The sequence below is a fragment of the Thermogymnomonas acidicola JCM 13583 genome (assembly GCF_001316105.1).
GTDB lineage: Archaea > Thermoplasmatota > Thermoplasmata > Thermoplasmatales > Thermoplasmataceae > Thermogymnomonas > Thermogymnomonas acidicola.
The window spans coordinates 12255-31104 of record NZ_BBCP01000007.1; the positions used below are offsets into that span (position 1 = coordinate 12255).

Consider the following 18850-nt stretch of genomic DNA (forward strand, 5'->3'; position numbering starts at 1 on the left):
AGGCATTCACCCACATTGATAGTAAGTGCAAGCAACGTCCAGGAAGCGATACAGAGGGCAAAGGACCTTGGAGCATCTAAGGTGCTACTCCAGCTGCCGGACGGCCTGAAGCCCAGGGCCTTCGGAATATTCTCTGAACTTTCAAAGCACTTCTCCGTGGTGATCAGTTCGCAGTCGTTCTACGGGGGGGCCTGCGATGTGGGGGGGAGCATGGACACCTACTCCAGGGTGGACTGCATAGTGCAGCTGGGCCACACTGAGATCCCGAACCTTAGGTACCCGAAGCCGATCATTTTCATAGAGCACCTGTACGAAAGGGATGCCAGGATCGAGGCATCCGCCTTCCAGATCCTCAGGTCAAGGGGGGGGTACTCCACCGTGGGCCTGGCGTTCTCTGTGCAGTACAGGCAGGTCGCAGAGGGCGTGAGGGAGGCCCTGGAGGCCTTGGGCCTCAGGGTGCTGGTCGGCGGCGTTGACGGGAGGATGAAGTACCCTGGCCAGGTGCTGGGCTGCAACTTCTCGGCCATACACAGCGTCCAGGCCATGGTGGACAGCATAGTCGTCGTGAGCACAGGCACCTTCCATGCCCTCGGTGCGCAGCTCTCCACGGAAAAGGAGGTCTTCATATACGACGTCTCCGAAGGCAGCCTCAGGAGCATGAGGGAGGAGGCGGACAGGTTCCTCAGGCAGAGGTTCGCGGCAATATCCAGGGCAGCGGGTGCCAGGAAGGTCTGCATAGTTATCGATACAAAGATAGGTCAGTACAGGCCATCACTGGCTGCAGTGGTCGAGAGGCAGGCCAGGGAGAGTGGCAAGGAGGTCGTGACCCTGGCCACCGACGAGGCAAACCCCCCCAGGGACTACGAGAACCTGATGTGTGATGCCGTTGTCTTCACAGGCTGCCCAAGGGTGCCCATAGACGATGGCGGGAAGTTCAGCATGCCTGTGCTCACGCCGCAGGAGTTCCAGATGGCCCTGGGGGGGATAAAGAAAGGGCGGTACGTCCTGGACGAGATCGTGGCCGTCGATACTCAGTGAGCGGGAGATGCCTTGTAGAGGGGGGGCCTGGGGGGGTGAGCTATCCTCGACCTGAGGCGCAGTGTGTTGAGCACAACCGAGGTGGAGCTCATGCCCATGGCCAGGGCGGAGAACATGGGCAGGTAACCGTAGACACCGAGGCCCAGCAGCGGGACAAGTGCACCGGCTGCCACTGGCACAAGGATGCTGTTGTATACGATGGCCCAGGCCAGGTTCTGGCGGACCTTCCTGAGCGTGCTCTCCGCTATATCGAATATCTCCACGATGCCCCCCCTAAGGTCACCGTTCATGATCACGATGTCGCCCAGTTCAGCCATCGACCTGTCCCTGCCACCGATGACTATGCCGACGTCGGAAACGCTTACTGCCACCGCATCGTTCACGCCGTCGCCAACGAAGGCCACGTATTCGCCGGACTGCTGCATCTCCTTTACGATCCTTTCCTTTTCCTCAGGTCCGGCCGAGTGGTGGACGTCCCCTATGCCAAGGTAAGATGCGACCGCTTCAGCACGGTCACCCCTGTCGCCTGTTACCATGGATATGGATATGCCCCTCTCCCTGAGCATCTGTATGGCCCTGGCAGCGCTCTCCCTGACCCTGTACTCTATGCTGAACCTCCCGGCAACCCTTCCGTCGATCTTCAATACAGTGTCCCCGCCTTCCCTGCCGACAAACACATCATGGCCCCTCACCGTTGCACGTGCGCCCAGGCCAGGCTCTTCCCTGAATGAACTTGCGGGATAGACTCTTGCACCGTTTGACCTGGCAAACCTGCAGAGTGCCCTCGCCACCGGGTGCCGTGAAAGAGATTCCACGCTGTAGAGCACATCGAGGCATCCGGAAAGCCATCAGCGATATGGTAAGATGAAACAGTGCCCTCCTCCTCTGTGAGGGTGCCCGTCTTGTCGAATACCACCCTGGTCACCTTCCTGGCCCTGTCCAGTGCCCCCCCGGGGTTCCTTATGAGTATGCCCCCCCTCCTGTAAGATGCAGATGAGGCTATCAGGAAGCTGATCGGGCCCGCGAGGCCTATGGCGCACGGGCATGCTATGACGAGGACAGAGACAGCCGCAAGCACCGCATACTGCAGTGCGTAGGCATCAGTGCCAAGCCTCAGGAACCAGAAGGCAAAGGAGAAGGCGGCCACAGCAAGGATCACCGGCACGAAGACCGAGGAGAAGATGTCCGCGACCCTCTGCATCCTGACCCTCCCCCCCATGCTTGCCCTCCTGACGGCCTCGTAGACCCTCATCAGGGTGCTGTCCGCAGGCCCCCCCCTCTCAAGCCTGACTGATGCCCCCCCGCCTGTCAACACGACGGAGCCAGAGAAGACATGGTCGCCCTGTGATAGCGTGACAGGTTCCTGCTCACCAGTTATGTTCGAGGCGTCGACATCCATGCTCCCATCAACGACCTCCCCCCCGTCCGCGGGCACGGTGTCTCCCCCCCGGGCCAGGATTATAATGTCTCCGGGCACCAGTGTATCCCTGGGCACCTCGACAACTCTCCCATCAACGATCTTCTTCGCTGTTTCGGGCAACGACTTGATCAGGGCCTCCGCATCCCTCTGGGCCCTTTCCTTGGCCTTCTGCTCCACGTAGCTCCCCCCCGTCAGTATTAGCGCTATGATCGCTGTGGAGGCATCGAAGTAGACGCCAGAATAGTGGAGGAAGCTGTGGAAGATCGTTACAGCTGTTGAAAAGGCAAAGGCAGTGGTTGAGCCGAGGGCAACGAGGAGGTCCATGTTGGCCATCCTCGATGATATGGAGGAGTATGCCCCCCCGCGGTAGAACTCTAGGCCGGAGTAGAACTGTACAGGCGCGGAGAGGGCAAGCAGTACATAGTCCCTGAAATGGAAATGGGTGAGGTATGTTATGGATATCACAGGCACGGCAAGTGCCCAGGCAAGCACCAGACGCCTCTTGACAGATGCAACCTGCCTCTCCGGGGGGGACGTGAACTGTTCCATGCACCCCCCCTTACTGCAGAAGTAGTACCTCTGCCCGCCCCTGTCCACGTGTAGCGGCGAATCCTCCGGCACGAACATGCCACAGACAGGGTCCGTGGGCATGTGTCACCTCACGTACTTCAGGGGGGGTTTGCGTCAAACTGCTCCTTGCAGTGCCCGCAGCAGAAGTAGTACTTCTTCCCCCCGTACTCGCTCGTGTAAGGGGGGGTGTCCTCACCCACCTTCATGCCGCACACCACATCCTCGTACTTCTTCATATGCCGTGCATCACGTGGGGGGGTTACATTACCATGACTCGATCAGAATGTATATTACACACAGTATGATTGTGACACCATGGTGAGCGATAGGGCAGACATCGAGAGCATGATGATCACACTTCTACAGAGGGACGCACGGATGAGCCTCACTGATCTCTCGGAGAGGCTGGGCGTGACCAGGGTCACCGCATCGAAGGTCCTCAGGTCTCTACTTGAAAGGGGCGTATTAGGAGGTTTACTGTGATCACCGACATGGACGAGGGCGACATGGTGCTCCTTAGGACCAGGGATCCAGAGAGCGTTCCAGATTCTTGCGTGGTGGAGCGCCTGGATCTGCTGGGTGAGGAGAGCCTGGTACTGATCAGGCCTGAGTGCCTCAGGGAGCTGAGCGGCCAGGGCCATCTGGCCATAGAATATGTGAAGAAGAGATACGTGTATTCCTTCTCGCCTGTAAGGGGTGTGAAGTGTGACTACTGCGGGAAGTTCATAGATGGAAAGCCCATAGAGGTGGAGTTCATGGGCAGGACGCTCTACGCGTGCTGCACGAACTGCGAAAGGGACCTGAGGAGGAGGGTGGAGGGCGTGGAGGTCAGATGACCCTCCCGACCAGGTAGGTCTCTGTGCTGTCCACGACCTCTACCTGTGCCTCGCCGTAAAGTGGATACTCTCCGGGCACGACGACGGGCCTGTAGGCACTGTCCCTGCCAACCGTGGTGCCCTGCTTCCCCCCCCTCTCTGCGAAGATTATGGCCTCCGTCCTTCCAACCAGAGAAGCCATCTTCCTGGCCGAGATCTCCCTGTGCAGTTCCGTCAGCGCCCTGCTCCACCTGCCCATCACGTTGGATGGTGGCGTTTTCGACCCGAAGTCCTTCGTGAAGGGCCTGGGTGAGAACCTCGTTATGTTGATTATCTCCGGCTCTGTCCTCTCTATGAGCCTCACTGTGTTCTCGAAGCTCTCCTCATCGTCGCTGTGGTAGCCGCATATTATGTCTGTCGAAAGTGTGGAATCAGGGAACCTCTCCCTGAACATCCTGACGATCCTCTCGAAGTCCGAGACCGTGTATTCCCTGTTCATGTCCCTCAGAACCCTGTCATCGCCGCTCTGCACAGGCAGGTGGAGGAACCTGAAGACCTCGGGTCTGAATAGGTGCGGAACAGTTCCTCCGCAATCTCCCCCCCGGCGTTCTTGGGCTCCATCATGCCCACGCGGAGCCTGAAGTCCTTCGGTATCCTGAGAATTGCGGCGACCAGTTCGGGGAGCCTGTGGCCGGTATCCTTTCCGTAGGCGGCCGTGTCCAGGCTGGTCAGCCTTATCTCCCTGATCCCCCCCCTCTCCAGCTGCATCTCCACCTGCTTCACTATCTTCTCCACAGGCCTTGAGAGGAGCTTTCCCCCCCTGGAGACCCTGGATATGCAGTAGCTGCAGCTCCCGGTGCACCCCCCCTGGTTTATGGGTATCCCCCCCTCAAAGATGGACGCCTCCCTTATCTCCACGTCGTCAAGGTAACCTGTGTAGAGTGACCTGGCCTCCCTGGGCTTCAAGACTTCAACAGCCCCCCCACCCTCGAGCTGGCCCGCTGACACTGCGGGGGAGGCATCCTGTGACCTTTACCCTGACCTTACTGCTCAGCTCTTCTATGCGCCTGAGCATCTTCTCCTCCGTGTGCCTTATGACCACACACGTGCCTATTACGCCTATATCCGCTTCCTCCGGCCTCTGGACCAGCTCGGCACCCTCTGAGAGCAGCCTGTTCACATAGAGCCCGGTCTCGGCCTGTTGAGGGTGCAGCCGTAGGATTCCACGTAGATTCGCATCCTACTGAGGATGCCAAGCACCTTATAAAGTGCCATGGCAGGTGGATGGGGAGCGAAGGTTAGATAAGATATAGCGATACATCCAGCATGGAGGGGGGGAGTGAGGTAAAGGAGGACTACCTCGAGGGCTACAGCTGCGACATTGCGCTGAGGTGGGCGAAGCTGAACCCCCCCTCACTTCTGCCGGTGGACGAGCTTGACAAGGAGATCATATGCCTCTTGAGGTACAACGCGAGGATGTCAAACGCCGAGCTCGCAAAGACGCTGCGCACCAGCGAGGCAACGGTCAGGAGGAGGATATCGGCCCTGGTGGAGAAGGGCATCATAATAGGTTTCTCCGCCCTGGTGAACCTAAGGGCTGTGGAGAACAGCATAAAGGTCTATATGAAAATAAGGGTGAGGCAGGAGAATATGGACGAGCTTGCGCGTAAGCTCCTGCTGAACTCAAGCATACTGAGCCTCTACAGGACAAGGGAGAACGGAATCCTCATACTCGAGGCCCTCTTCCTGAACATAGAGAGCCTCCAGGAGTTCGAGGACTCCCTCAAGAGGATGGACGGCGTGGAGGGATTCGAGACCGATATGGTGACCAAGGCCTACAGGAAAAACCCGTGGGTCGGCATATAGGGGGGGACCTGAGGAGGCCACTGAGGGGGGGCAACCTACATTTTTCTGCGCTCCTGGGCCGGTGGCAGTCCCAGTAACTAAGGCAGGAAAGGATATGCCTCAACATTATGAGGCCCTCTCCGGCCATTAAAAATCAGGGCTGCTCCGGCATGTCTCCGGAGCACAGGGACAGAAATGATGTGGTGGTCACTTTGGGATCCCGCTGCTCATGATCTCGTCGAATTGCTTCTCCGTGATCTTCCCAGTTGCCAGTGCGAGCTCCTTTATTGACTTCCCTGTGTGCAGGGATTCCATGACAATCTTGGCCACGCTGTCGTAGCCGAGGTACGGGTTAAGGAGAGCGGCTGAGCCGAAGCTCTTGGAGAGGTGTTCCTTGCAGGCCTCCCTGTTGGCCTGTATGCCGTCTATGAGCTTTGTGCGGAACATCCTGAGGCCGTTGCGCATTATGTCCAGGGACCTCGACAGCTCGTAGTCTATGTTAGGCATCATCACGTTAAGTTCCAGCTGCCCCCCCGCCTGAACCGAAAAGTTAACCGCCTGCTGCGCTCCGATCACAGAGTGGCATATCATGTTCATCGCTTCCGCAATGGAGGGGTTGACCTTGCCAGGCATTATGGAGGAGCCCTGCTGCACAGCGGGTATCGTTATCTCGTGCAGCCCGGCGCCCGGGCCGGAGTAGAGGAGCCTTATGTCGTTGGATATCTTGTTTATGTCCAGTGCCATGTTAGTGACAGCGTTCATTAGCCTCGAGAAGTCGGTCATGAACTCCATTATGCCCGGCAGGTTATCGCTCTCCCGGAAGTTGTAGCCAGTTATCCTGGATATCTCTGCCACCACGTTGTGCTTGTAGTTCGGGGGGGAAGTGTTTATGCCTGTGCCCACTGCGGTACCACCTATGTTGAGCTCCATCAGGTAGTCTATGGCGCTGTCCAGTTCCCTCATGTTCTTCTCCATCGTGTAGGCCCATGCCGAGAATTCCAGACCGAGTGTCACTGGCGCTGCGTCCTGCAGGTGCGTCCTGCCCGGCTTCACAACGTCCTTGAACTCCTGTGCCTTTTTCTTGAACGAATCGATGAGCATCTCCACCTCGTCCCTGAGCCTGTGGGCCTTCTTCACAGCCGTAATCCTCATCATGGTCGGGAAAGCGTCGTTTGTGGACTGGCTCATGTTCACGTGGTCGTTGGGATGGATGTACTCATACTCGCCCTTCTTCCTTCCGGCTATGGTGAGGGCAAGGTTCGCTATCACCTCATTTGCATTCATGTTGAACGATGTTCCGGCACCCGCCTGGTATACATCGATCACAAACTGGTCATGGAGCTCGCCTGCCCTGATCCTCTCGCAGGCCTTCACTATGGCGTCCTTCCTATCCTCGCTCAGGCGGCCGCCCTTCCAGTTCGCGATGGCGGCGGCCTCCTTAATTGTCACCATTGAGATTATGTGATCCGCGTCTGCCCTTAGGCCAGAGATGCGGAAATTGTCTACTGCACGTGCGGTGTTGACACCGTAGTAGCAGCTGTCGTCTATCTCCACTTCTCCCAGAACGTCCCTCTCTATCCTCTTCATGCACTGTCATAGAATGAACGTATAAATCGATGGCGATTTTCCGGCCCGGGATAGATATTTTCACAACACCAGCGGCCGTTTCCGGAGGACTGTCTGCGGGCGGAGCTCATTTTTGCACTTTTATTTGAAAAAAATCAAAAAACAGTTAAATAGCAAGGAACAATACGAAGGACAGCAAGTGAGCCTTCAAGGAGATTCGGGCTAACAGGTGATCGAATGAAACCGGATGAGGTTATAATAAGGGTGGGCGGAGCTGCCGGTGATGGTGTCCAGTCTGCCGGTCTCATACTGGCCAAAACCTTTTCCAGAAGTGGCCTCCACGTGAACACTTACAATTACTATCAGAGCATCATCAGGGGGGGAGGGTACAGTTGGTACCAGGTCAGGGCCTCAGACAGGAAGGTCAAGTCACAGGGCGATGGTTTAGATATCCTCATTGCACTCAACAAGGACGCGCTTGAGAGACACACAAACCCCCAACATAAACGAGGGTGGTGCGTCGCCACTCTCCGAGGACGGGATCGCGATCTTCGACGACTCCATCAAGGGGGGGTACAAGCAGGAGAAGGTCAACTACGTCTCCATGCCGCTTACCTCAATAGCGTCGAAGTACAGCAGGAACGCCCTCATGAAGAACACGGTTGCCATAGGCGCTGCCATGGCATCAATCGGGATGGACTTTGAGGTCCTCGCCGGAGTGATCCGGGACCAGTTTGGCAACAAGGGGGGAGGTGGCAGAGCAGAACGTGAACGCGGCGAAGGAGGGCTACGAGTATTACCTGAAGAACTTCAAGAAGCTCAACAAGAAGCTGAAGACCTCGAACAAGAGGTACTACCTGATAAGCGGTGGAGAGGCAGTGGGCCTAGGTGCGGTGAGCGCAGGCCTGAAAATGTACTTCGGCTACCCCATGACGCCCGCCTCTTCTGCGCTGCACTTCCTCGCATCGCATGCCAAGAAGTTCGGCGTCTTTGTGAAGATCCCGGAGGACGAGATATCCGCCATAAACATGGCCATAGGCGCCAACTACGCTGGCGTGAGGGCCATGACCGGATCATCTGGCGGTGGTTTCTCACTGATGGTTGAGGCCCTGGGAATGGCTGGCATGATGGAGGTGCCTCTCGTTGTCTACGAGGCACAGAGGGCAGGCCCATCGACAGGCCTTCCAACAAAGACAGAGCAGGGCGACCTGAACCTGGTCCTCGGGGGGGCATCACAGGGCGACTTCCCCCAGGATCGTGCTGGCTGCCAGGGACGTGAAGGACGCATATGACCTCGCCAGGGAGGCGCTGAACCTGGCTGAGAAATACCAGACGCCGGTCATACTCATGTCAGACCTCTACATAGCTGAGCACTATGAGACAGTGGAGAACCTGGACACAAGTGTGCGCATTGAGAGGGGGGGCAAGTACGCCGAGGAGAACACGCCAGACTACAAGAGGTACGCGCTGACCGACGACGGCATATCTCCCAGGGCAATACCTGGTATGAGTGGCCTCATGCACAATGAGGATTCAGATGAGCACAACGAGTACGGCGACGTGGTGAGCGATGCAGTAACCGATCCGACCCCCCCGAGGAGGGAACAGATGGAGAAGAGGATGAGGAAGCTGCAGACCTACCTCAAGGAGATACCGCCCACAGAGACCTACAGGTACGAGGACGCGGAGTACGCCGTGGTCCAGTGGGGGGGCGGCACCAGAGGTGTCGTTGAAGAGGCGATAGACATACTCAGGGAGAGGGGGGGCATAAAGGTCGGTGCCATAGAGGTCAACCACGTATTCCCGCTGAACCCTGACATAGGCGATCTCCTCAGGGGGGGAAAGAAGAAGATAATAGTGGTAGAGAACAACTTCTCTGGCCAGTTCGCAAGGCTCCTGAGGTCGGAGTTCCTGGTCCAGACGGAGCTCGTAACGAAGTATGACGGAGAGAGCTTCTACCCAGGGCCCTTGCAGATGAGATCGAGAAGAAGATAGCCGTCACGGTTACGGTGAAGAGGTGATGGTAATGGTCACACTCAACGACTACAAGGGGGGGAGGGTCAGGCCTGACTGGTGCCCTGGCTGCGGCAACTTCGCGCAGCTCTCGGCAATCCAGGGCGCGCTTGTCGAGCTGGGCATCGAGCCGAAGGACGCAGTGGTCGTGTCTGGAATAGGCTGCTCCAGCAACCTGCCGGAGTACGCCAACTGGTACGGCTTCCACGGCATCCATGGAAGGCTGCTGCCCGTTGCCTCTGCCATAAAGTGGGCGAACCCGAAGCTGACGGTCATAGCTACGGTGGGGACGGTGACGGGTTCTTCGAGGGAACGCAGCACTTCTACCACACAGCGAAGAGGAACGTGGACATAACATACATAGTGTCGGACAACCAGATATTCGGCCTCACAACAGGCCAGGCGTCGCCCACGTCGCAGATAGGCATGGTGACGAAGTCCACACCTGACGGCAACGTGGAGAAGCCGGTGAACCCGCTGACCTTTGCACTGGCCGCAGGCGCGACGTTTGTTGCCAGAGCCTTTTCCGGAGATGCCCTGCACCTGAAGGAGGTCATAAAGAAGGGCATACAGCACAAGGCTTTGCTTCATAGACGTGATGAGCCCCCCCTGCGTCACATACAACAAGATCAACACCTACGACTTCTTCAGGAAGAGGGTCTACAAGCCGCAGCATGACACATCAAACTTCGAGGAGGCCTACAGGCTCGCCCTGGAGTGGGGGGGTGACAGGATACCAATCGGCATAATATACGAGAACACGGACAAGAGGTACGAGGAGCTCGATCCGGTGCTCAGCGAGAAGCCGCCCATAGAGAGGGAAGTGAGGCCAATACCGCAGGATGTCCTGGAGGAGTTCCTCTGAGAGGCTCCCAATGGACCTCTCCGGGCTGTCCTCAATGAGCGATGCCGAGCAGGAAGCACTGCTACAGGAGCTGAAGAGGAGGAAGGCTTCTCTGGAGGATGAGGTCAGACGTCTTCAGGCGGACCTGGAGAGGATAAGGGAGGCCCAGAGGAGGCTCAGGGACGCTCTCAGGCTAGAACAAGGATGATGCTGGAGGCCCTTGGCCTCAGTTCCTCAATTTCCAGGCTGAACCTCGAGATCGTCGATCTGAGGGACACAGTCTTCAGGGAGAGCCTGAGGCTAGTGGGCCTCAGGTCAATGTATGAGAGGAGCCTTGGGAAAAAAGATGAGGAAGTCAACAGGCTTATAGACTACCTTTTTGAAACATATTTGAAAAAATAGGCCTTTACGAGGTTGCCGCAGCAACGAGCTGCGCAGGTATCTCACGCATCTTCACGTGGTTGTACCACCATATCCTCGAGACGAGCTTTGCGTCCTCCCAGAACCTGCCCATGGAGGGCTCCCTGAAGCACTGGGTGAAGCACTCGTTGCAGTTGTTCTCGTAAGTCTCCCACTTTGGCTTCTTGTTCTGCACCACCTCAACGTGCGTGAAGCACGGGTGCACCCTGCCCATGTAGTCTGTGTACATGACAACCTCGCCGGCCCTGCACCTGGTCACGGGCTTTCCGTCTATGTAGTCCACAGCCTCCTTGTAGTAGCTCCTCGTGTTGCCGAACACGTGCCTGTCATAGTTCTCGTAGGCGTAGAGGAACGCCTGCCTGATCATGTCGTTGGTGACCTGGAAGTCCTGGAAGTAGTATGCACTCTGATCGGGGAAGCACATGGAGAGCGGGGGGGCGCCCAGCTCGTTGTTTGCAAACTCTGCCATTTCGCCAACCTTGAAGTAGTTGAAGTTGGTGACAAGCATGTTGACGGTGAGTATCTTTACCTTCTTCCTCGCCTCCTTGATCGTCTTCACCACCGTATCGAATATCTTGAGCCTCTGTAGGCGTTGTGTTCCTCCGGCACGTTGCTGTCAAGTGATATCGTTATACCGTCGAGGTAAGGGTAGAGCTTGCGCAGGACGTAGGGGGGGTTCGTGCCGTTTGTGGCTATGTGCGTCAGGAAACCGTTCTCCTTCAGCTTCCTTGCTATGGTCTCGACCGACCTGTTTAGGGTTGGCTCACCGCCAGTGAGGGAAACGATCTTGATGCCGTTGGCCTTCATCTCTGAAATGTGCTTGTCTATGAGTTCCTCAGGGAAGAATATCCTGCCCTGCCAGGCGTTGCAGCTCTTGCACCTGAGGTTGCAGAAGTAGTCGATGTTCCAGATCATCGTCTTCATAACAAGCCATGCAGTAAAAACTGACATTTATTGTTTTTGTTGCCCTTCAACGCCGCCATTGAGTACCTCGGGCATGGTCCAGTACGTCATTAGGATATCGTCCACATATTCGCCGTCTATTATGAACTGTTTCCTCCTGACGCCCTCCCTCTCGAAGCCTATCTTCTCGTAGAGGCTAATGGCGTTCGTGTTCGATGAGAACACCTCGAGGTTGAGCTTGAGTATGCCCTGCTTCCTGCACCACTCTATGGCCTCAGTGATCATCCTGGTGCCGAGGCCCCCCCTGTGCCTGTAGCCGGCCTTTATCGCTATGCCCATGGTCCCCCCCACGTGCCTGTTCTTCCTGTACATGCCCCCCCTCTGCACCGTGAGGACACCAACAATCTCCTTCCTGTGCTCGCACACAAGGGTCAGGTCATCCGGATTCCTTATCCTCTCCTGCTCACCCCCCCTCTCTGTTAGCAGGTAATACTCGCTGACCAGGTACTTCCTCTCATCCATAACGCTCTGCATGCAGCTTATTATCCCCCCCCTCGCATCGGAAGGGTTGGCCTGCCTCACTATTATCTCGTCCTCGTTCTGTGCCTTGCTCTTCCAGAACATCCGGCCACGTATTATTTCATGCATATTAGATATACTTTTGCACCCCCCCTCGTCGGTGAAATAAAATTTAAACGCTGTGTTACAATCTTGACTGGTGGGCCTTCGTGTCCGCCGATCACGGTCAAGAGAGTGGTTGGATGAGCAGCTTCTCCGTGTTCCAGAGGAGTGACTGCGTCTTCTGCAGGATATCAAAGGGAGAGCAGGAGCAGCGGTGATCCTGAAGGAGGATGGCGTCGTTGCGTTCATGGACCATGCTCCGTGGAGCCAGGGCATCTCCTGGTGGTCCCGGAGGCCACTTCGAGAACATATTCGATATAGACATGCTCGCTTTCCTCAAGGTGCAGAGCGTGGCCAAGAAGCTTGCCAGGTCCGCCATGGTGGCCATGGGTGCCGACGCCGTGAACATAGGGCAGAACAACGGCCCATGTGCCAACCAGGTCGTGATGCATTACCACCTGCACGTGATCCCCAGGTGGTGTGACAGGCAGCTGCAGTGGGGGGGGAGGAGGAGGGTCATGCTGGAGGAGCTCAGGGAGACGGCGGATAAGATAAGGGAACAGCTCCACAGGGACTGGGGTGACCACGTGGTGGAGGACATAGTGCTGGAATAGGGCAGGCCACACTGTCAGTGCGCCCCCCCAGAGTTCCACGGACCGGCTAGCGCTTCCCTATGGAAATGTTTTTATTTTCAAGAAAATAACAACCGCTGAGCCAGGGCTTAAAGGCTGGGGTGAGGCCCCCCCATGGGCCTGGATCACCTGGAGTGGGTGCCGGTCTGCCGCACCGGACCTGCAGGATGGCGTGGCCCGAGGTCTCCGGGATAACGGAGGTAATGGACATCACAGGGAATGGGAACGCTTCCGGGCCTTCATAGTCCGGGGGGGCTCTGGACGGTCAGCAGGGTGGTGTATGATGAAGAGTCTTGAGGAGCTCTACAAGAGGGCGCTGGAGCTTAAGAACAAGGGCATGTCCGATAAGGAGATATCTACGGAACTCCACCTCTCCGTGAACACGGTCACGTGGTTACTGAGCAAGGAATTCCTGAAGGAGAAGGTCGTACAGGACGTCAAGATCGGGTGGAGGAGCCTCGGGGGGGTCTATGGGGGGGGTAGGATCGCCCACGTGGCAGAGATAATGGCGGACATAATAGAGGAGGAATCAAGGCTGTCCCAGTTCGAGGTCGACTCTATCCTGGGCATAACCATAAACGGCATACCCTTCGCCACCATGGTATCCTACATCATGGACAGGGAGCTCATAGTCTACAGGCCGCACCCGGCAAGGAAGGAGGGCCTGTTCAGCAGCAACTACGCAGGCGTCAGGGGGCAAGAACATAGTGGTCATTGACGACGTTGCGAGCACCGGCGAGACACTCCGGAGGACTTTCAAGGACGTGAGGGACGAGGGCGGCAAGGTCGTGCTGGCAGTCCTTCTGGCCTCGAAGCTGCCTGTGGACGAGATAGATGGCGTGAAGATCCGATCCATACTGAGGACACGCCTGGTGGGCCCGGAAGGATAGGTCGTAGGCATGCACTGGTCGGACGCTCTGGTCAAGGACCTCACGGGAGACCACAGGGTCTCCACGGGTATATCGCCATCTGGCCCCCATACACGTCGGGAACATGAGGGAGATCCTCACCGGCGACATGATACACAGGGCGCTGCTGAAGAAGGGCCTGAGGAGCGACTTCATATACCTGTGCGATGACATGGACCCCCCTTACGGAAGGTCTATCCCTTCCTTCCCCCCCAGGGCTACCAGGAGCACGTTGGAAAGCCGCTTTTCAAGATACCGTCACCTGACGGCAACGGTACTTATTCTGAGCACTTCCTGGCACCGTTCATCCACGTGATGGAAGTCCTCGAGGTCGGCGCACGCGTCATAAGGACCTCAGGCCTGTACGGCAGCGGGGTCTTCGAGGACGCCATAGACCGGGTCATCAACGCCAGGGAGAAGGTAAGGGCAATACTGGAGGAGGTCTCCGGGAGGGAGATCGAGGGGGGACTGGTACCCTTACTCTCCCATATGCTCTGCCTGCGGCAAGATAAACACAACGAGGGTAACCGGCTACCAGAGGCCCTATGTCTATTACACATGCACATGCGGCCACAGCGGGAGGGCCGATATAAGGAGGGCCGAGGGCAAGATGCCCTGGAGGGTAGAGTGGCCGGCAAAGTGGTACGCCCTGGGCGTGACCATAGAGCCCTTCGGGAAGGACCACGGGGCAGCGGGCGGCTCCTACGACACTGGCAAGCGCATAGCGGAGGAGGTATTCGGCATAAGGCACCCGTCCCACTCATGTACGAGAGGATCCTGCTCAAGGGCAAGGGGGGGGCCATGCACTCATCCACGGGCCTGGCCATCGCAGCATCGGAGATGATCGAGTTCGCACCGCCCCCCCAGATACTCAGGTTCCTTATAGCCAAGACCAACCCGGCCAGGCACATAGACTTCGACCCGGGCATGGGCCTCCTCTCCCTCATAGATGAGTTCGAGAAGTACGAGAACGCCTACTACGGCCTGGACACGCTGAAGGACGAGGACTTCAGGACAATCTACGAGCTTTCGTACATCAGGAATCTCCCACACGGGCCAGACGGCATAAGGTTCAGGCACCTGGTGACGCTTGTCCAGATCTACCAGGACAGGGATAGCCTCATGGCGGCGCTGAGGCGCAGTGGTTACAGGGAGGGCAGTGGAGACGGCGGCCTGGAGTTCGAGATATCAGTGGTGAAGAACTGGCTTTCAAAATACGCCCCCCGAGCAGGTGAAGTTCACGCTCCTGCCAGGGGGGGGAGAAGGTGGTCGTGGACGGCGATGAGAAGGCTGTGCTGGAGGCTTTCCTTAGGGCCATACCGGATATAAGGTGGGACGCGGAGGAGATACACAACAGGGTCCACGGGATAGCCAAGGGCCTGGGGATAGCCCCCCCTTCAAAGGCATTCGCCTCGTTCTACAGGATACTCATAGGAAAGGATACTGGCCCCCCCAGGCTGGGCTACTTCCTCTCCAACCTGAGCAGGGAGTTCGTGGAGGAGAGGATAAGGGCCTGCATCACCTGACTCTTGCCTCTCCACCTATGTCTCCATCGAAGACAACAGGCACATCTCCGGCCATGAGCCTCTTTTCCCTGCCGTCCACGGTGGCAACCACGTATTTCTTCCCGCCGTTCTGCAGCCCTTAGGTTGAACCTGGACAGTTCCTCCACATCTATTGACCCGGACCCGTTATAGTTCAGGTCTCCCAGGGACACTGGCGTGCCTGGCTCCACATCGGAATCCACTGTCAGGAAGTGCACGCCGTGGCCATCGTCTGCAGCGAGCATCATGCCCTCAGATACCTCGCCCCCCCTTATCTTGCTCTTCTTCAGGTTCCTGACAACTATGATCTTCCTGCCCCTGAGCTGCTCGGGCCTGTAGTGGTTCCTCAGGCCCGCAACTATCTGCCTGGCCTCGCCGCCCAGGTCAAGGGATAACAGGTAGAGCCTGTCCGCGGAAGGGTGATCCCTCACATCCACGACCCTTGCCACCCTCAGGTCCAGGGAGTTCGGGTTCATGGATGACAGGTCGATCTTCCTGAACGGTATCTCGCCACCGGCTGGCCTGAAGACCGTTGCTTCGCTCACGTCCAGCGAGATCTCCCGGTCCGGGTTTATGATGCCCCAGACCTTCCTGGCGGCATCAGGCACCACAGGGTAGAGCATCGCCGTCAGGGCCTGCAGGGCGTAGAGGCAGGTGTGCAGCACCATCCTCCCCCCCCTTTCCCTGTCCTCCTTCAGTAGCCTCCAGGGCTGGCTCTCGTTCACATAGCCGTTGATGAACTTCGAGAGTGAGAGGAAACTGTTCACCGCCCTCCTGACCTGGATGTGCTCCAGTGCGTCCCTGTAATCTGCAAGGCCCCCCCTCTGCACCTCTTCCTTCACCCTCCCGTCCAGGCCGTCCTGAGGCCCCCCCAGGCTTTCGATGGAGTTGTTCCTGCAGAGGGAGACGACACGGTGCACCAGGTTGCCGTACTTGTCTATGAGCTCGCTGTTGACCTTCTCCACCAGGTCTTCAGGGACGAAGTCACTATCTGCGCTCTCAGGCAGCGTCATTGCCATGTAGAACCTCAGGTAGTCCCTGGGCACCGCGCTCAGGGCCTCGTGCACCGTGAAGCCTATGCCCCCCCTGCTCTTGGAAAACTGCTGGCCCCCTGAACCTCAGGTACTCGTTGGCAGGCACATCGTATGGCAGGTTTATGCCGCCCTTTGCCATCAGCATCGCGGGCCAGATTATTGTGTGGAACGGTATGTTGTCCTTGCCGATGAAATAGTACACCCTGGCCTCCGGGTCCATGTAGTACTCCTTCCACAGGTCAGGCTTGCCCCTCCTCTCCGACAGTATCCTCGCGGCGGAGATGTAGCCTATCAGGGCCTCGAACCACACATAGACCTTCTTGTCCTCGAAGCCCCCCCTGAGCCTCACGGGGGACGCCCCCCCAGTTTATGTCCCTGGTTATCGGCCTCTCCCTGAGGCCGGATCCTATGAAGTTCCTGGTAAAGGCGAGAACGTTTGGCTTCCAGAAGCCCTTCGAGTCTAGCCACTCCATGAGCCTGTCTGCGAACAGGTCCAGGCGGAAGAAGAGGTGCCTGCTCTCCCTGAACTCCGGCGCTGTGCCGCATATGCTACACCTGGGCTCCAGGAGGTCCTTCGGGTCCAGTGTCCTGCCGCACTCATCGCACTGGTCCCCCCCTGGCGTCCTTGAAGCCGCAGTACGGGCACGTGCCGTGGACGTACCTGTCTGGCAGGAACCTCTGGTCCACAGGGCAATACGCTGAGACCATAGTGCCCTCTGAGAGGTAGCCCTTCCTCTGGAACTCGTCGAGGAACTCTGCCACTGTGGCATGGTGCTCCGGGTAGGTCGTTCTGGAGAATATGTCGAACTCTATGCCCAGGGCCCTGAATGTCTCCTCGTGGTCCTGGTGGTAGAAGTCAGCCACCTCCTGGGGGCTCTTCTTGAGCTTGTCCGCCGTTATCGTTATCGGGGTGCCGTACTCGTCGCTCCCGCTTATGAAGAGGACATCGTCCCCGACCATCCTGTGGTAGCGCACGAATATGTCGGCGCCCAGGTAAGCTCCAGCTATGTGGCCCAGGTGCAGTGGGCCGTTTGCGTATGGGAGGGCACAGTTGACAAGGATCTTCAAGAGACACACCCTGGTGGTGGATGCGTAATCTGGACATAAGGGTGATGCACAATGCACTCAAGAAGGTAAAATAGTGCCAACAGATACTCTTCCGATGCCAAAGGGGGGGACAATTAAGATCAACAACCCGCCACCGCAGCCAATTATAGGGCCGCCGCCGAAGTCGCAGAAGTATAAGGGCGTGAAGCACACGATAATGGTTATGAGCGGCAAGGGCGGGGGGGTGGGCAAGTCCACTGTGTCCGTGAACCTTGCGGTCACGCTGGCCAACCAGTCCCTGAAAACCGGGCTGATCGATGCTGACATAAACGGCCCTGACGACCCGAAGATGCTTGGCGCTGACAACGAGAAGCTCTACGCTCAGGGTGACAAGATACTGCCCGTGAAGACAAGGTACGGTGTTGACCTGGTTTCAATGGGCTTCATCCTGCCGACCGAGGACACTGCTGTCATATGGAGGGGGGGTGCACTGAGGCACAAGGCCATACAGCAGTTCCTTGAGGACGTGATGTGGGGGGGGAGAGGGACTACGTGATCATCGACATGCCCCCCCGGCACAGGGGGGGACGAGGCCCTCAGCGTATCACAGCTGATCGATGCTGACGGGGGGGTCGTCATAGTGGTGACACCCCCAGGACATAGCGCTCCTGGACGCGAAAAAGGCCATAAACTTCGCAAACCAGCTCAAGGTGCCTGTCCTTGGCATAGTCGAGAACATGAGCGGCTTCATATGCCCTCACTGCGGGCAGACTGTGGATATATTCAAGAGGGGGGGAGGAGGGGGGGAGAAGGCAGCTGAGGCCTACGGCGTCCCGTTCCTCGGCCGCATACCACTGGTCGCTGAACTGGTCGAGAAGTCAGACCAGGGGATACCGGCTGTTGTCTACTCTGAGGAGATGAGGAAAATATTCGACGAGATAGCGAGGAAGGTCAGGGAGCAGGTGGAGAAGAAGCCTCATTCCGGCACGGATTCCTCAATGTAGTTCCTGACAAGTTTCTTCATTATCCTCCTCATCTCCTCGGACAGTGTTGGTGTGGATATGTTCATCTGCCTGGCCAGCTCAGTCATCGATACCCTCCTGTCAGGCTCGAAGTACCCCCCCTGCCTGTAGGCCTCCAGGAGTATCTCCTTCTCCCTCTCCGTGAGGTCCATTGGCTTCTGTACCTCCACAACCCTGGCTCAAGGCCATTATCCGCAAGGATCTTTATGACGTTCTTCATGTGTGAGTTCGAGCGGAAGAGGAACCTGAACACTATATGGTGCTGCCCCCCCACGCTCTTGCTCGCAGTGACCGCGGCGTCTATCCCGGACACTGCCCTGCAGGCGGAGCAGCTGGGGGGCATCCACCATGAGCAGGTCTTTGCCGCTGCTCCACACGTTGGCACCCTTTATCTTGCAGGCCTCCTCCTTCACCTCATCCATGTGGCCGCGGCAGCTGACAATGTGAAGAGACCTTTCCGAGCCTATCCTGAGCCTCTTCACGGATATGCCAGGGGACACAGAATACACTGCGTTCGTGACCTTGCAGTCGCTCCTCTTGACCTCTATGAGGGCCTCAACAAACCTTGTCATTCCCGGCACCGCTGGTTTCCGACAGTTTATATGCTC

General features: G+C 57.6%; 20 protein-coding genes and 6 pseudogenes. 12 read left to right on the forward strand and 14 right to left on the reverse strand.

The window, feature by feature from the left end:
* The first annotated feature begins 18 nt into the window (after positions 1-18).
* Positions 19-1038, forward strand: coding sequence for a diphthamide biosynthesis enzyme Dph2 (gene dph2, locus JCM13583_RS06850; RefSeq protein ID WP_075057244.1), 1020 nt, complete (start codon positions 19-21; stop codon positions 1036-1038).
* Here the strand turns inward: dph2 and JCM13583_RS12580 are convergent.
* Genes JCM13583_RS12580 through JCM13583_RS06860 form a run of 3 tightly spaced genes read right to left on the reverse strand, consistent with a single transcriptional unit; the run spans position 1032 to position 3264 of the window.
* Positions 1032-1715 carry an HAD-IC family P-type ATPase gene (locus JCM13583_RS12580; protein ID WP_171823504.1) on the reverse strand — a complete coding sequence of 228 codons (684 nt, stop codon included), beginning with the start codon at positions 1713-1715 and terminating at the stop codon, positions 1032-1034. The two genes, dph2 and JCM13583_RS12580, sit on opposite strands and share 7 nt — an antisense overlap.
* 11 nt (positions 1716-1726) lie before the next feature.
* The gene (locus JCM13583_RS06855; protein ID WP_162509557.1) at positions 1727-3109 is read right to left on the reverse strand and encodes an HAD-IC family P-type ATPase; all 1383 of its coding nucleotides are present in this window, start codon (positions 3107-3109) and stop codon (positions 1727-1729) included.
* 17 nt (positions 3110-3126) lie between these two features.
* Entirely contained in the window at positions 3127-3264 is a 138-nt protein-coding gene (locus tag JCM13583_RS06860) for a YHS domain-containing protein (RefSeq protein ID WP_075057154.1), read from the reverse strand.
* Positions 3265-3343: 79 nt separating this feature from the next.
* On the opposite strand from JCM13583_RS06860, the gene JCM13583_RS06865 reads away from it, so the two are divergent.
* Both JCM13583_RS06865 and JCM13583_RS06870 read left to right on the forward strand, forming a co-directional pair.
* A complete protein-coding gene (locus JCM13583_RS06865; protein WP_162509558.1) occupies positions 3344-3511 on the forward strand; it encodes a DUF977 family protein in 168 nt (55 codons plus the stop codon).
* Positions 3508-3864, forward strand: coding sequence for a TRASH domain-containing protein (locus tag JCM13583_RS06870; protein WP_075057155.1), 357 nt, complete (start codon positions 3508-3510; stop codon positions 3862-3864). The genes JCM13583_RS06865 and JCM13583_RS06870 overlap by 4 nt, the downstream gene beginning before the upstream one ends.
* Here JCM13583_RS06870 and JCM13583_RS14020 read toward each other — a convergent pair.
* Genes JCM13583_RS14020 through JCM13583_RS06890 form a run of 3 tightly spaced genes read right to left on the reverse strand, consistent with a single transcriptional unit; the run spans position 3857 to position 5056 of the window.
* The gene (locus JCM13583_RS14020) at positions 3857-4375 is read right to left on the reverse strand and encodes a TRAM domain-containing protein (RefSeq protein ID WP_171823505.1); all 519 of its coding nucleotides are present in this window, start codon (positions 4373-4375) and stop codon (positions 3857-3859) included. The genes JCM13583_RS06870 and JCM13583_RS14020 overlap by 8 nt on opposite strands.
* Positions 4348-4809: a radical SAM protein gene (locus tag JCM13583_RS06885; protein WP_171823506.1), complete on the reverse strand. Its 462-nt coding sequence runs from the start codon at positions 4807-4809 to the stop codon at positions 4348-4350. The genes JCM13583_RS14020 and JCM13583_RS06885 overlap by 28 nt, the downstream gene beginning before the upstream one ends.
* A 4-nt stretch (positions 4810-4813) precedes the next feature.
* A complete protein-coding gene (locus JCM13583_RS06890; RefSeq protein WP_162509560.1) occupies positions 4814-5056 on the reverse strand; it encodes a hypothetical protein in 243 nt (80 codons plus the stop codon).
* Positions 5057-5169: 113 nt separating this feature from the next.
* Between JCM13583_RS06890 and JCM13583_RS06895 the strand changes: the two genes are divergently transcribed.
* Positions 5170-5709, forward strand: a complete 540-nt coding sequence (locus JCM13583_RS06895) for an Lrp/AsnC family transcriptional regulator (protein ID WP_075057159.1) — start codon at positions 5170-5172, stop codon at positions 5707-5709.
* 186 nt (positions 5710-5895) lie between these two features.
* Here JCM13583_RS06895 and JCM13583_RS06900 read toward each other — a convergent pair whose 3' ends face one another.
* Positions 5896-7275, reverse strand: coding sequence for an aspartate ammonia-lyase (locus JCM13583_RS06900; protein WP_075057160.1), 1380 nt, complete (start codon positions 7273-7275; stop codon positions 5896-5898).
* A 216-nt stretch (positions 7276-7491) separates the two neighbouring features.
* On the opposite strand from JCM13583_RS06900, the pseudogene JCM13583_RS06905 reads away from it, so the two are divergent.
* The 4 genes and pseudogenes from JCM13583_RS06905 (at position 7492) to JCM13583_RS06920 (ending at position 10513) form a co-directional block, all read left to right on the forward strand.
* Positions 7492-9275, forward strand: a pseudogene (locus JCM13583_RS06905) (2-oxoacid:acceptor oxidoreductase subunit alpha).
* A gap of 5 nt (positions 9276-9280) precedes the next feature.
* Positions 9281-10132, forward strand: a pseudogene (locus tag JCM13583_RS06910) (2-oxoacid ferredoxin oxidoreductase).
* Positions 10110-10319 carry a hypothetical protein gene (locus tag JCM13583_RS06915; RefSeq protein ID WP_075057161.1) on the forward strand — a complete coding sequence of 70 codons (210 nt, stop codon included), beginning with the start codon at positions 10110-10112 and terminating at the stop codon, positions 10317-10319. Before JCM13583_RS06910 ends, JCM13583_RS06915 begins: the two are co-directional and overlap by 23 nt.
* The gene (locus JCM13583_RS06920; protein WP_075057162.1) at positions 10316-10513 is read left to right on the forward strand and encodes a hypothetical protein; all 198 of its coding nucleotides are present in this window, start codon (positions 10316-10318) and stop codon (positions 10511-10513) included. The genes JCM13583_RS06915 and JCM13583_RS06920 overlap by 4 nt, the downstream gene beginning before the upstream one ends.
* 4 nt (positions 10514-10517) lie before the next feature.
* Here JCM13583_RS06920 and JCM13583_RS06925 read toward each other — a convergent pair.
* A pseudogene (locus tag JCM13583_RS06925) lies at positions 10518-11446 on the reverse strand (radical SAM protein).
* A 36-nt stretch (positions 11447-11482) separates the two neighbouring features.
* Complete coding sequence (locus JCM13583_RS06930) at positions 11483-12058, reverse strand: GNAT family N-acetyltransferase (protein WP_075057163.1); 576 nt, start codon at positions 12056-12058, stop codon at positions 11483-11485.
* Positions 12059-12285: 227 nt separating this feature from the next.
* Here JCM13583_RS06930 and JCM13583_RS06935 point away from each other — a divergent pair, with 227 nt between their 5' ends.
* From JCM13583_RS06935 to JCM13583_RS06945, 3 genes and pseudogenes are all read left to right on the forward strand, one after another.
* Complete coding sequence (locus JCM13583_RS06935; RefSeq protein WP_162509561.1) at positions 12286-12669, forward strand: HIT domain-containing protein; 384 nt, start codon at positions 12286-12288, stop codon at positions 12667-12669.
* 301 nt (positions 12670-12970) lie between these two features.
* Positions 12971-13577, forward strand: a pseudogene (locus JCM13583_RS06940) (orotate phosphoribosyltransferase-like protein).
* A gap of 9 nt (positions 13578-13586) precedes the next feature.
* Positions 13587-15121, forward strand: a pseudogene (locus JCM13583_RS06945) (lysine--tRNA ligase).
* Here the strand turns inward: JCM13583_RS06945 and JCM13583_RS06950 are convergent.
* The 3 genes from JCM13583_RS06950 to JCM13583_RS06960 are packed head-to-tail and all read right to left on the reverse strand — an operon-like array spanning position 15058 to position 16943.
* A complete protein-coding gene (locus JCM13583_RS06950; RefSeq protein WP_075057164.1) occupies positions 15058-16206 on the reverse strand; it encodes a class I tRNA ligase family protein in 1149 nt (382 codons plus the stop codon). The pseudogene JCM13583_RS06945 and the gene JCM13583_RS06950 overlap by 64 nt on opposite strands.
* Positions 16139-16483 (reverse strand): class I tRNA ligase family protein, encoded by a 345-nt coding sequence (locus JCM13583_RS06955; protein ID WP_075057165.1) that lies wholly within the window; start codon positions 16481-16483, stop codon positions 16139-16141. The genes JCM13583_RS06950 and JCM13583_RS06955 overlap by 68 nt, the downstream gene beginning before the upstream one ends.
* A complete protein-coding gene (locus JCM13583_RS06960) occupies positions 16413-16943 on the reverse strand; it encodes a class I tRNA ligase family protein (RefSeq protein WP_075057166.1) in 531 nt (176 codons plus the stop codon). The genes JCM13583_RS06955 and JCM13583_RS06960 overlap by 71 nt, the downstream gene beginning before the upstream one ends.
* Positions 16944-17335: 392 nt before the next feature.
* Here JCM13583_RS06960 and JCM13583_RS06970 point away from each other — a divergent pair.
* Positions 17336-18224: pseudogene (locus JCM13583_RS06970) on the forward strand (Mrp/NBP35 family ATP-binding protein).
* On the opposite strand, the gene JCM13583_RS06975 reads toward JCM13583_RS06970, so the two are convergent.
* The gene (locus JCM13583_RS06975; protein WP_075057168.1) at positions 18197-18412 is read right to left on the reverse strand and encodes a helix-turn-helix domain-containing protein; all 216 of its coding nucleotides are present in this window, start codon (positions 18410-18412) and stop codon (positions 18197-18199) included. The pseudogene JCM13583_RS06970 and the gene JCM13583_RS06975 overlap by 28 nt on opposite strands.
* 18 nt (positions 18413-18430) lie before the next feature.
* Entirely contained in the window at positions 18431-18814 is a 384-nt protein-coding gene (locus tag JCM13583_RS06980; RefSeq protein WP_075057169.1) for a hypothetical protein, read from the reverse strand.
* Between the last annotated feature and the right edge of the window lie 36 nt (positions 18815-18850).

Bases quoted from the DNA above. Each gene is read 5' to 3' on its own strand.
- JCM13583_RS06855 (WP_162509557.1), bottom strand. From the start codon at position 3,109: ATGCCCACGGACCCTGTCTGTGGCATGTTCGTGCCGGAGGATTCGCCG.
- JCM13583_RS06860 (WP_075057154.1), bottom strand. From the start codon at position 3,264: ATGAAGAAGTACGAGGATGTGGTGTGCGGCATGAAGGTGGGTGAGGAC.
- JCM13583_RS06865 (WP_162509558.1), top strand. From the start codon at position 3,344: ATGGTGAGCGATAGGGCAGACATCGAGAGCATGATGATCACACTTCTA.
- JCM13583_RS06895 (WP_075057159.1), top strand. From the start codon at position 5,170: ATGGAGGGGGGGAGTGAGGTAAAGGAGGACTACCTCGAGGGCTACAGC.
- JCM13583_RS06900 (WP_075057160.1), bottom strand. From the start codon at position 7,275: ATGAAGAGGATAGAGAGGGACGTTCTGGGAGAAGTGGAGATAGACGAC.
- JCM13583_RS06915 (WP_075057161.1), top strand. From the start codon at position 10,110: ATGTCCTGGAGGAGTTCCTCTGAGAGGCTCCCAATGGACCTCTCCGGG.
- JCM13583_RS06920 (WP_075057162.1), top strand. From the start codon at position 10,316: ATGATGCTGGAGGCCCTTGGCCTCAGTTCCTCAATTTCCAGGCTGAAC.
- JCM13583_RS06930 (WP_075057163.1), bottom strand. From the start codon at position 12,058: ATGTTCTGGAAGAGCAAGGCACAGAACGAGGACGAGATAATAGTGAGG.
- JCM13583_RS06935 (WP_162509561.1), top strand. From the start codon at position 12,286: ATGGCGTCGTTGCGTTCATGGACCATGCTCCGTGGAGCCAGGGCATCT.
- JCM13583_RS06960 (WP_075057166.1), bottom strand. From the start codon at position 16,943: ATGCCACAGTGGCAGAGTTCCTCGACGAGTTCCAGAGGAAGGGCTACC.
- JCM13583_RS06980 (WP_075057169.1), bottom strand. From the start codon at position 18,814: ATGACAAGGTTTGTTGAGGCCCTCATAGAGGTCAAGAGGAGCGACTGC.